Origin of the sequence: Amycolatopsis sp. NPDC051106 (assembly GCF_040682775.1) — a bacterium.
Taxonomy (GTDB): Bacteria; Actinomycetota; Actinomycetes; order Mycobacteriales; family Pseudonocardiaceae; genus Amycolatopsis.
Genome location: NZ_JBFBBQ010000160.1, coordinates 1 through 11,277, shown reverse-complemented (window position 1 = coordinate 11,277; position 11,277 = coordinate 1). Strand labels below are relative to the sequence as shown.

At 69.5% G+C, this 11,277-nt stretch carries 10 protein-coding genes and 1 tRNA gene; 7 read left to right on the top strand and 4 right to left on the bottom strand.

Annotated features, from left to right (window positions below):
• Window positions 1-250 precede the first annotated feature (250 nt).
• Window positions 251-973: an MOSC domain-containing protein gene (locus AB0M83_RS47295; RefSeq protein WP_364528969.1), complete on the top strand. Its 723-nt coding sequence runs from the start codon at window positions 251-253 to the stop codon at window positions 971-973.
• A gap of 54 nt (window positions 974-1,027) precedes the next feature.
• Window positions 1,028-1,663, top strand: coding sequence for a nicotinamide mononucleotide transporter family protein (locus AB0M83_RS47290; protein ID WP_364528966.1), 636 nt, complete (start codon window positions 1,028-1,030; stop codon window positions 1,661-1,663).
• On the opposite strand, the gene AB0M83_RS47285 is transcribed toward AB0M83_RS47290, so the two are convergent.
• Both AB0M83_RS47285 and AB0M83_RS47280 read right to left on the bottom strand, forming a co-directional pair.
• Complete coding sequence (locus tag AB0M83_RS47285; protein ID WP_364528963.1) at window positions 1,644-3,260, bottom strand: L-lactate permease; 1,617 nt, start codon at window positions 3,258-3,260, stop codon at window positions 1,644-1,646. The genes AB0M83_RS47290 and AB0M83_RS47285 overlap by 20 nt on opposite strands.
• A gap of 220 nt (window positions 3,261-3,480) precedes the next feature.
• Window positions 3,481-4,071, bottom strand: a complete 591-nt coding sequence (locus AB0M83_RS47280) for a TetR/AcrR family transcriptional regulator (protein WP_364528960.1) — start codon at window positions 4,069-4,071, stop codon at window positions 3,481-3,483.
• 80 nt (window positions 4,072-4,151) lie between these two features.
• Here AB0M83_RS47280 and AB0M83_RS47275 point away from each other — a divergent pair, with 80 nt between their 5' ends.
• Window positions 4,152-4,898 carry an SDR family oxidoreductase gene (locus tag AB0M83_RS47275; RefSeq protein WP_364528972.1) on the top strand — a complete coding sequence of 249 codons (747 nt, stop codon included), beginning with the start codon at window positions 4,152-4,154 and terminating at the stop codon, window positions 4,896-4,898.
• On the opposite strand, the gene AB0M83_RS47270 is transcribed toward AB0M83_RS47275, so the two are convergent.
• On the bottom strand, window positions 4,895-6,106 hold the full coding sequence (locus AB0M83_RS47270) for an alpha-hydroxy acid oxidase (RefSeq protein WP_364528957.1): 1,212 nt from the start codon (window positions 6,104-6,106) through the stop codon (window positions 4,895-4,897). The two genes, AB0M83_RS47275 and AB0M83_RS47270, sit on opposite strands and share 4 nt — an antisense overlap.
• Window positions 6,107-6,203: 97 nt before the next feature.
• Complete coding sequence (gene aceE, locus AB0M83_RS47265; protein ID WP_364528954.1) at window positions 6,204-8,999, bottom strand: pyruvate dehydrogenase (acetyl-transferring), homodimeric type; 2,796 nt, start codon at window positions 8,997-8,999, stop codon at window positions 6,204-6,206.
• 416 nt (window positions 9,000-9,415) lie between these two features.
• Between aceE and AB0M83_RS47260 the strand changes: the two genes are divergently transcribed.
• From AB0M83_RS47260 to AB0M83_RS47245, 4 genes are all read left to right on the top strand, one after another.
• Window positions 9,416-9,847 carry a DUF3052 domain-containing protein gene (locus AB0M83_RS47260; protein ID WP_290059845.1) on the top strand — a complete coding sequence of 144 codons (432 nt, stop codon included), beginning with the start codon at window positions 9,416-9,418 and terminating at the stop codon, window positions 9,845-9,847.
• Window positions 9,848-9,919: 72 nt separating this feature from the next.
• Window positions 9,920-10,381, top strand: coding sequence for a peroxiredoxin (locus AB0M83_RS47255; protein ID WP_364528951.1), 462 nt, complete (start codon window positions 9,920-9,922; stop codon window positions 10,379-10,381).
• Window positions 10,382-10,430: 49 nt separating this feature from the next.
• A tRNA-Val gene (locus AB0M83_RS47250) sits at window positions 10,431-10,505 on the top strand.
• Window positions 10,506-10,711: 206 nt separating this feature from the next.
• A complete protein-coding gene (locus AB0M83_RS47245) occupies window positions 10,712-11,092 on the top strand; it encodes a hypothetical protein (RefSeq protein ID WP_364528948.1) in 381 nt (126 codons plus the stop codon).
• Window positions 11,093-11,277: the final 185 nt, after the last annotated feature.

Here is an 11,277-nt window from a genome sequence, read left to right as displayed (position 1 = left end):
TAAATACAGTAACCCGCTGCCCCAGGGATTAGAAAGGGGGTTCCGCGGCCCTTGTTCAGCGGGTCGTTCACGACGTCCGGCGAGGTGAACGAGTCGTGCACGACATCGGGCCGGGGCCCGGCGGACGAGGAAGCCGCCGGGCTCCCAGGCCGAGGTGGCGGCGGCGAAAGGTCTTGAATGAGTCATTCAGGACCTCCGAAGACCTGAATGACTCATTCAAGACGCTCCGCCCGGCCGTTACGCTGGTGCGATGGGGGTCGTGGCGGCGCTCTGGCGCTATCCGGTGAAGTCGATGGCGGGGGAGCGGCTGACCGAGGCGGCCGTCGGCGAGCGCGGTCTCGACGGCGACCGCCTGTACGCGGTCCGCGATCCCGCCGGCAAGTTCGGCAGCGGCAAGAACACCCGCCGGTTCCGGCGAATGCCCGGCCTGCACGCGTTCGCCGCGCGGTACGACGGCGACGTCCCGGTGATCACCTTCCCGGACGGGCGCGTGGTCCGCGGGGACACCGCACAGGTGCACGCCGAGCTGGCGGCCGCGCTCGGCTTCCCGGGCGTCGAGCTGGCGAAGGAAGCGGAGATCCCGCACCACGACGAAGCACCCCTCCACCTGGTCACGACGTCGTCGCTGGCCTGGCTGGCCGAGCGCGCGCCCGGCGTCGCGCTCGACGAGCGGCGGTTCCGGGCCAACCTGCTGCTCGACACCGGCCCGGCGCCGGAACTCGCCGAAGAGGCCTGGCTGGGGAAGCGGATCCGGATCGGCGAGGTCGAGCTGGAGGTCCTCCGCAAGGCCGTTCGCTGCGTGATGGTCGGCCTGCCGGGCGAGGGGCTGCCGGCCGCGCCCGGGTTGCTCAAGACGATCTCCGACGTCAACGGCGTGACGTTCGGCGTGCAGACCCGCGTCGTCCGCGGCGGCACGCTCCGCGTCGGGGACGACGTCCACGAGGTGGGATGTTCCGCGCCTCACAGTCTCTAGGGAATTCACCCCCGCCGGAGCATGTTTGATGCGGTAGGACGAAAGGGGCGTCAGGTGGATTTCCTGCTGCACCACGGAATCACGGTGCTCGGTCAGTGGATCTCGATCGCGGAACTGGCCGGGCAGGTGTTCGCGCTCGCCGTCGTGTTCCTCGCGCAGCGTCGCACCCTGTGGACGTGGCCCGTGCAGGTCGGGGCCACCGTGCTGCTGTTCGCCGTCTACGCCTCCGCGCACCTGGGCGGGCTCGCCGCCCGCCAGGTCGCCATCCTCGCCATCTCCGTCTACGGCTGGTGGGCCTGGACCCGCCGCCAGGACCCGGTGTTCGGCGTCGTCGTCCGGCAGGGACGGCTGGCCGAACGGCTGGCCATGCTCGGCGCCTTCGTCGCGGGCACGACCGTGATGGCCCTGGTCCTCGACGCGCTGGACGCGTCGTGGGCGCCCTGGCCGGACGCCGCCATCTTCGTCGGCACGCTCGTCGCCTTCGGGGCGCAGGGTGCCGGGCTCGTCGAGTTCTGGCTGGTCTGGCTGGTCGTCGACGCGATCGGCGTGCCGCTGCAGATCTCGTCCGGGCTGTACTTCTCCGCCGCGATCTACATCGTCTTCGCCGGGCTCGTCGTGCACGGCTGGTGGAGCTGGAACCGCTCCGCGCGCCGCGTCGCCGAGCGCCGGGTCATGGCAGCATCCAGCTGAGCACCGGCGTGCTCTGCCCGAGCACGATCAGGCACATCACCAGCAGCAGGCCCACGCTCCACGGGAGCACCTTCCGCAGCAGCTTGCCCTCTTCGCCCGGCAGGTTCGCCGCCACGCAGGCGATCGTGAGGTTCTGCGGGGACACCATCTTGCCGAGGACGCCGCCGGAGCTGTTGGCCGCGGCGAGGAGGTCGGCGGCCAGGCCGGTCTTGTTCGCCGCGGTCACCTGCAGCGCGCCGAACAGCGCGTTCGCCGACGTGTCCGAGCCCGAGACGGCGACGCCGAACCAGCCCAGCACGGGCGACAGGAACGCCAGGCCGGCGCCGGCGGCCGCGATGAACGTGCCGATCGTCGTGGTCTGGCCGGACAGGTTCATCACGTAGGCCAGCGCGAGCACCCCGCAGACGGTGAGGATCGCGAACCGCAGTTCCTTGACCGTCGCCAGCCATTCCCGGACCGCCCCGCTCCCGGAGACGGCCAGGATCGCGGCCGTGATGATGCCGGCGAGGAGCACCAGCGTGCCACCGGTGTTGAGGAACGGGAGCGAAAAAGTGTTGCCGGACACGGGTTTCCCGTTCGGGCCGACGACGTTCAGCCCGGGCCAGTGGAACTTCCAGGTCGCCTTGTCCAGCAGCTTCTTGATCGGCGGCAGCACGGCCAGGGAGAAGATCACGATGATCAGCGCGTACGGCAGGTAGGCCTTGACGACGTCGTTGCGCGAGTCCGCCGGCGGCGCTTCGTCGGTCGCCGTCCCGCCGCCGCCCATGCTGAGCCGGACGGCTTCGGGCACCGCACGGCGCGTCTGCGGCAACGCCACCAGCGCGGCGGCGCCGGCGAGCGCGGCGCCGATGTCGGCCAGCTGCGGCGACACGTAGTTCGAGGCGAGGAACTGCACGAGCCCGAACGCGACGCCGCAGACCAGCGCGGGCAGCCAGGTGTCCTTCAGGCCGCGCTTGCCGTCGACGATGATCACCAGCAGCAGCGGCACGACCAGGGCCAGCAGCGGCGTCTGGCGGCCGACGATCGAGGAGACCTGCTGCAGCGGCAGGCCGGTGACCTGGGCCAGTGTGACGACGGGCGTGCCCATCGCGCCGAACGCGACCGGCGCGGTGTTCGCGACCAGCGCGACGACCGCGGCCTTCACCGGGTGGAAGCCGACGGCCACCAGCATCACGGCGCTGATCGCGACGGGTGCGCCGAAGCCGGCGAGGGCCTCCATGAGCGCGCCGAAGCAGAAGGCGATGATCAGCGCCTGGATCCGCGGGTCGTCGGAGACCCGGCCGAACGAGCGGCGCAGCACGTCGAAGTGCCCGGTCCGCACGGTGAGCCGGTAGATCCACAGCGCGTTGACGACGATCCACATGATCGGCCACAGCCCGAACGCGGCGCCCTGCAGCGCGCCCGAGACGGCTTGGACGATCGGCATGCCGTACGCGGCGATCCCGACGACGAGCGCGACGAGCAACCCGATCAGGGCGGCGTGGTGCGCCTTCATCCGGACGACACCGAGGAGCACGAGAACGGTGGCCAGGGGCAGCACGGCGACGAGCGCGGACAGGCCCAGCGAACCGAGGGGAGTCAGGTCTTGCATGAACACGGGCGACCTCCGTTTTCCACGATGCGAAAACGGCCTTTCGGCGAGTGCCCGAGATCTTCGTCACAAACCGGTCGGTCCGTCAAGAACTTGAGACCGGTTGGCCCAACGAGTCAGGCGGTAACCCCGAACTCGCGTGACTGGGAACGTAACTCGCGTGATCGAAGCCGTAACTCGCGAGTTACGGCTCCCGTCACGCGAGTTACGGGTCTGATCACGCGAGTTACGGCTTCGGGAGGACCTCGAGAGCCGTTTCGGCGATGCCGCGAAGGCCGGCCTGGTCGCAGCCGCCCTTGCCGAGGGCTTCGATGCCGCGCATGGTCGCCAGCAGGAGGCCGGCCAGCCGGGCCGGGTCGTGGCCGCCGGCGATGTCGCCCGCGCGCTGAGCGGCCGCGACGCAGGCCGTCAGCAGGCCGTTGAGCTCGCGGAACGCTTTGCGGGCGCGAGTGGCGATCTCCTGGTCGTGCTCGGCGCACTCGGCCGCGGCCTTCGCGATCAGGCAGCCCCGGTGGATCTCGTCCGCGATGACGGTGTCGGCGTCGCCCAGGACGTAGTCGCGGAGCCGCTGGTAGGCCTCGCTGTCGGGGCCCTCGAGCTTGCGGCGCGCGCCGTCGATCGCCGTGGCGCAGTGGTCGTCGAAGATGCGCACGAACAGGGCGTGCTTGTCGCCGAAGGCGCCGTACAGGCTGCCCTTGCCGAGGCCGGTCGCGGCGGCGATGTCGTCGATCTTCGTGCCCGCGTAGCCGGTCGACCAGAACCGGTCCCGCGCCGTGCGCAGGACCGCGCCTTCGTCGAAGCTCCGCGGTCTGGCCATGGGGCCAGGATAGGCATTCTTGACTATTTCGTCCAGAACGGCGTACGTTCTGGACTGTGTAGTCAAGAATTTGGGAGGGCATCGTGCGGCTGCAAGGCAAGACAGCGCTGGTCACCGGCGGCGGAACCGGCATCGGCCTGGGGATCGCGAAGCGGTTCGCCGCGGAAGGCGCGCACGTCGTCATCACCGGACGGCGCAAGGAGGTCCTCGACGACGCCGTCGCCGAGATCGGCGGATCGGTCCAGGCGATCCGCGCGGACTCGGCGAGGCTCGCCGACCTGGACGAGGTCTACCGCGCGATCGCCGAGCGCGGCCGCGGGCTGGACGTCGTGGTGGCCAACTCCGGCGGCGGCGTGACCGCGCCGCTGGGCGAGATCACCGAGGAGCAGTTCGACGCCACCTTCGGCACGAACGTCAAGGGCGTCGTCTTCACCGTGCAGAAAGCCCTGCCGCTGCTGAACGAGAAGGCGTCGATCGTCCTCACCGGCTCGACGACGTCGACCCGCGTCGCGCCGGGCATGAGTATCTATGCGGCGACGAAGGCCGCGGTGCGCAACTTCGCCCGCACGTGGGCTCTCGACCTGCAGGGCAAGGGAATCCGCGTCAACGTGCTCAGCCCGGGGCCGACGCTGACGCCGGGGCTCCTCGGCCTGGCCGAGCCCGGCGCACAGCAGGCGATGATCGAGCAGATGGCGACGGCCGTCCCGCTCGGCCGCCTCGGCGATCCGAGCGAGATCGCCGCGGCGGCGCTGTTCCTGGCTACCGAGGAAGCGAGCTTCGTCAACGGCGTCGAGTTCTTCGTCGACGGCGGCCAGGCGCAGGTCTAACGCAGGGTGGCGTGCGAGGGCGTCAGGTCCTTCAGTGTCCGGACGCCCAGCAGCTGCATCGTGCGGACCATCTCCGTGCGCAGGATGTCGACGCACCGCTGGACCCCGCGCTCGCCGCCGGCCATCAGGCCGTACAGGAACGCGCGGCCGACCAGCACCGCGTCCGCGCCGCGGGCGATCGCCGCCACGATGTCGCCGCCGGACAGGATGCCCGTGTCGATCCACACCTCGGCGCCGCCCTGGAGCTCGTCCAGCACCGCCGGCAGCAGCTCCAGGGGCGTCGGGGCGCGGTCAAGCTGGCGGCCGCCGTGGTTCGAGATCAGCACCGCGTCCGCGCCGTGCTTCACGACGTCGCGGGCGTCGTCGACGTTCTGCACGCCCTTGACGACGAGCTTGCCCGGCCAGGTCTGGCGCACCCAGTCCAGGTCGTCGAAGTTCAGCGTGGGGTCGAACAGCTTGTTCAGCAGCTCGGCGACGGTGCCGTCGAAGTGGCTCAGCGAGGCGAAGTGCAGGGGCTCGGTGGTGAGCAGGTTGAACCACCACGCGGGGTGCGTCGCGCCGTCGAGGAACGTCTTGAGGGTCAGCGCCGGCGGGATGGTCAGGCCGTTGCGGACGTCGCGCAGGCGCGCGCCGCCGACCGGGGTGTCCACGGTCAGCATCAGGGTGTCGTAGCCTGCCGCCCAGGCGCGATTCATCAGATCTTCGCCGGCGCCGTGGTCGCGCCAGACGTAGAGCTGGAACCACTTGCGCGCTTCGGGAGCGGCCTCGGCGAGGTCCTCGATCGACGTCGTCGCCATCGTCGAGAGGCCCATCGGGATGCCGTTGCGCTGCGCCACGCGGCCGACGGCGGCCTCGCCCTCGTGGTTCATCATCCGCGTGAACCCGGTGGGGGCGAAGGCGAACGGCAGCGCCGACGTCTTCCCGAGGATCTCGCGGGTGGTGTCCACATCGGACACCCCGCGCAGCACGTTCGGGTGGAACTCGATCCGCCGGTAGGCCTGCCGGGCGCGGCGCAGGCTGTCCTCGAGCTCGGCCGCGCCGTCGGTGTAGTCGAACGCCGCCCGCGGGGTCCGCTTGCGGGCGATCGTCCGCAGGTCGGCGATGGTGTGCGCGTTCGCCAGCCGCCGTTCGGTCGGATTGAGAATGATCGGCTTCGGCCGCAGGAGCTGCTTCAGCTCGTCCGGTTTCGGCAGTCGGCGCTTCGTCACCTTCATCAACTCCCTACACGGCCTTGCGGCGAACGGGACCCGGCAGACATCGGATGTCTGCCGGGTCCCTTTCTAGCACTGTGTCTCTAGCGCCAAGTCACGCGCTGCCGGAATCCGACGTCTGCGGCCCCGCGGCCGCGATGTCGTCGAGCCGGTACTTCGTGGCCGCTTCGAGGACCTTCGCGGAGTCGACCTCGCCGCGCTTGGCCAGGATCGACAGCGCGCCGACGGTGATCGACTCGGCGTCGACCAGGAACTTCCGCCGCGCCGCCGGCCGGGTGTCGGAGAACCCGAACCCGTCGGTGCCCAGCGTCAGCATGTCGGTCGGCACGTACGGGCGGATCAGGTCCGGCACCGCGCGCATCCAGTCCGACACCGCCACGACCGGGCCGTTCGAGCCCTGCAGCTTCTCGGTCACGTACGGCACGCGCGGCTCGCTGCCCGGGTAGAGCAGGTTGTCGTGGTCGATCGCGACGGCTTCGCGCCGCAGCTCGGTCCACGACGTCGCCGACCACACCGCGGCCCGCACGCCCCACTCCTCGGCCAGCAGCTTCTGCGCCTTGAGCGCGTCCGGCATCGTGACGCCCGAGACGAGGATCTGCACCTCCGGACCGTCGCCGGAAGGCGCGTCCGCGTACTTGTACAGGCCCTTGAGCAGGCCGTCGACGTCGAGGTTCTCCGGCTCGGCGGGCTGCTGGTACGGCTCGTTGTAGATCGTCATGTAGTAGAAGACGTTCTCGCCGTTGCCGTCCGGGCCGGTCTCGCCGTACATCCGGCGCAGGCCGTCCTTCACGATGTGCGCGATCTCGAACGACCACGCCGGGTCGTACGCCACGGCCGCCGGGTTGGTCGCCGCCAGCAGCAGCGAGTGCCCGTCGGCGTGCTGCAGGCCCTCACCGGTCAGCGTGGTGCGGCCGGCGGTCGCGCCGATGACGAAGCCGCGGGCCATCTGGTCGGCGGCGGCGTAGAGGCCGTCACCGGTCCGCTGGAACCCGAACATCGAGTAGAAGATGTAGATCGGGATCATCGGCTCGCCGTGCGTCGCGTACGACGTGCCCACGGCGGTGAACGACGCGGTCGAGCCCGCCTCGTTGATGCCCTCGTGCAGCAGCTGGCCCTTCTCGGACTCCTTGTAGGCCAGCATCAGGCTCGCGTCGACCGACGTGTACGTCTGGCCGTGCGGGTTGTAGATCTTGGCCGTCGGGAACATCGAGTCGAGGCCAAAGGTGCGGGCCTCGTCCGGGATGATCGGGACGACGCGCTTGCCGATCTCGGAGTCCTTCGCCAGCTCGCGGACCAGCCGGACGAACGCCATCGTCGTGGCGACCTCCTGCTTGCCGGAGCCCTTGCGGACGCCTTCGTAGACCTTGTCGCCGGGAAGCACGAGCGCCTTCGCGGCCTTCGGGCGGCGTTCCGGCAGGAAGCCGCCGAGCGCCTTGCGGCGGCCGATCAGGTACTCGATCTCCGGCGAGTTCGCGCCCGGGTGGTAGTACGGCGGCAGCTTCGGGTCGCGCTCGAGCTCCTCGTCGCTGATCGGGATCCGCTGCGAGTCGCGGAACAGCTTCAGGTCGTCGAGGGTGAGCTTCTTCATCTGGTGCGTGGCGTTGCGGCCCTCGAACGCCGGGCCCAGGCCGTAGCCCTTGATGGTGTGGGCCAGGATCACCGTCGGCTGGCCGTGGTGCTCCAGCGCCGACTTGTACGCCGCGTACACCTTGCGGTAGTCGTGGCCGCCGCGCTTGAGGTTCCAGATGTCGGCGTCGGAGAGGTCCTTGACCAGGTCCTTCGTCCGCGGGTCGCGGCCGAAGAAGTGCTCGCGGACGAAGGCGCCGTCGTTGGCCTTGTACGTCTGGTAGTCGCCGTCCGGCGTGACGTTCATCAGGTTGACCAGGGCGCCGTCGCGGTCGGCGTGCAGCAGCGAGTCCCACTCGCGGCCCCAGATGACCTTGATGACGTTCCAGCCGGCGCCGCGGAAGTACGACTCCAGCTCCTGGATGATCTTGCCGTTGCCGCGCACCGGGCCGTCGAGCCGCTGCAGGTTGCAGTTGATCACGAAGGTCAGGTTGTCGAGGCCTTCGCCGGCCGCGATGTGGATCAGGCCGCGCGACTCCGCCTCGTCCATCTCGCCGTCGCCGAGGAACGCCCAGACGTGCTGGTCGTTCGTGTCCTTGATGCCGCGGTCGCGCAGGTAGCGGTTGAACCGCGCCTGGTAGATGGCGTTCATCGGGCCGAGGCCCATCGACACCGTCGGGTTCTCCCAGAACTCCGGCATCAGCCGCGGGTGCGGGTACGACGGCAGGCCGCCGCCCTCACCGGCGTGCGAGTACTCCTGGCGGAAGCCGTCGAGCTGCTGCTCGGACAGCCGGCCCTCGAGGAACGCGCGGGCGTAGATGCCGGGGGAGGCGTGGCCCTGGATGTAGATCTGGTCGCCGCCGCCCGAGTGGTCCTTGCCGCGGAAGAAGTGGTTGAACCCGACTTCGTAGAGCGCGGCCGAGGAGGCGTAGGTCGAGATGTGACCACCGACGCCCACGCCGGGGCGCTGCGCCCGGTGCACCATGATCGCCGCGTTCCAGCGGATCCAGGCGCGGTAGCGGCGCTCGATCTCCTCGTCACCGGGGAACCACGGTTCGTTCTCGGTGGGGATCGTGTTGACGTAGTCCGTCGAGGTCAGCGCCGGGACGCCCACGTTGCGTTCGCGGGCGCGCTCCAGGATGCGCAGCATCAGGTACCGGGCCCGCTGCTGACCTCCCCTGGCCAGCGCCTCGTCGAACGAGTCCAGCCACTCGGCGGTCTCCTCCGGGTCGATGTCGGGCAGGTGCGCCGCCAATCCGTCACGGATTACGCGTACGCGTGCCGGGGTCTCCTTGCCGGAGGCGCCGTCGTTCTGCGGGGCCAAGGGGTCTCCTTGCGAAAAGTTGCAGCCGGTGGTGCTCGTACTCGGGGGTGTACGACTCTCCATCGTCGTCTTCCGTCCCGGCTTCCGCACCGCTACTCAGCGGTAACATCAGCCGACCCGGTCGAGCCACTCCCCGCGCGCGGTGTATCGCGCGCGCGTTTTCTTCCTCCCCACCCTAGGCGACGCCCCCCGAAGGGGTGGCAGACCGGTCCCGTGAGGTACCCGAAACGACGTCGCGCCGGCACGGTCGCGGGCCGTATCCTGCGACACGAGTTGTCAAAGATCCGGTGTGGACGGTTGCGCGCGGAGCCCTACCAGTGTTCGCTATCGGCAACCGGGTCGCCGAGTGTGGCGCAGCCGTACCCCGCAGAGGGGGGCGGTCGCCACGCTCCGTCGTAGTTGGAGGAGTGAAAGCAGTGGTCGCCGCGGGAGACGCTGATCAGAGCAGCGTCGCCGAGAGGCTCGGCATCAAGCCCGAGATGGTGGTCCAGGAGATCGGCTGGGACGAGGACGTCGACGACGACGTCCGCGCGGCGATCGAGGAGCAGATCGGCGGGGACATCCTCGACGAGGACGCCGACGAGGTCATCGACGTGGTGCTGCTGTGGTGGCGCGAAGACGACGGTGACCTGGGTGACGCGCTCATCGACGCCAGGGGCCCCCTGGAGGAGACCGGCGTGATCTGGGTCCTGACCCCGAAGAACGGGCAGCCCGGGCACGTCGAGCCGAGCGAGATCGCCGAAGCCGTGCCGGCCGTGGGCCTGGCCCAGACCGCCAACATGAGTGTGGGAGCGAACTGGATCGGGACGCGCCTGGTCTCTCCGAAGTCGAAGTCGAAGCAGCGCTGAACAGGTCCCGCCCGGCAGACACGATAGGGTTGTCGTCGCAGGCACGTGTCCGTACGGGAGAGGAAACGCGGTATGACCGTCGAGGTCGGTTCTGAGGCCCCTGACTTCACGCTCAACGACTACAACAAGCAGCCGGTGCAGCTGTCGTCCTTCCGGGGCGACAAGCCGGTGCTGGTGGTCTTCTACCCGTTCGCGTTCAGCGGCATCTGCACCGGCGAGCTGTGCCAGCTCCGTGACGAGTTCGCCGACTACGACAACAAGGGCGTCCAGATCCTGGGCGTCTCGGTCGACACGCCGTTCTCGCTGAAGGCGTGGGCCGAGAAGGAGGGCTACCAGTTCCCGCTGCTGTCCGACTTCTGGCCCCACGGCGAGGTGGCTCGCGCGTACGGCGTGTTCAACGAGCAGGCGGGCCTGGCGGTCCGCGGCACGTTCCTGATCGACACCTCCGGTGTGGTCAGGTTCGCCGAGGTCAACGCGCCCGGTGAGGCGCGTGACCAGCAGGGCTGGAAGAAGGCCGTGGCCGAACTGGCTTGATTTCCCCGGACGGCGGCTCCCTCGGGTTTCGAGGGGCCGCCGCCCGAGGGGGCGCATAGCTCAGCGGAAGAGCACTCGGCTTACACCCGAGCGGTCGCAGGTTCGAACCCTGCTGCGCCCACCAGGCCACACCTGGTCTTTCGTACCCGCCGCTCAGCCGGCCGGGCGCCGCTCCGCCTGACATCTCGGTCGGCGCGATCTTGACTACGTTTGGTTACGTTTCGGTCTCTGTCCACGGGCTTGAGTACCAGATTTTCAGTACTCGAAGACTTGTGCATCGCAGGCGTCCTGAATGCGGACGCACATGCCCGACCGGGACGAGGTACAGAGATGCCAAGTGATGTCATCCAGGCGCGGTCTTCATTGTCGGTGGCCGATATCGCCGGGGTGTTCCAGAACACCTTGGGTGGGAGGCGCGTGGTCTTCGGCAAGATCGAGCCGGGCGACGATCCGTTCGCGGGGCTGGTGCACCAACCGGCCTTCAGCGCTGTCGCTTCGCACGACAAGAACATCGGCAGCTGGGCGGTGCAGATCTACGTCTACGACGAAAGCGAGTCCCGGCTGGTGGAACTGCACGCCGTTTACCACTCGGGCTTCAATCGGGCGATGAGCGGCACTAAGAACACCTACTCGAAGGCGGCGAGCGTCAAGAACGCCCGGGCGGTGGTCGAAGCGCTGCAGACCTCCGACCCGTCGGTGGTGCTCGTCTAGGTTCTCCGGCGCGCTGTCTCCACACGCGGTGGCAGCTGCTGATTGATACCGGGCTCGAGGTGTGCGGTCTTCGACCTCACGTCGGCGGCTGCCGTGCAGGTCGGCCAGCACGAGGACGCCGGCGGCGTCGCCGGCCAGCGCGAGCACGCGGGCGCCGAACTCCTCCGGGCTGTCGCGGGGGCTCA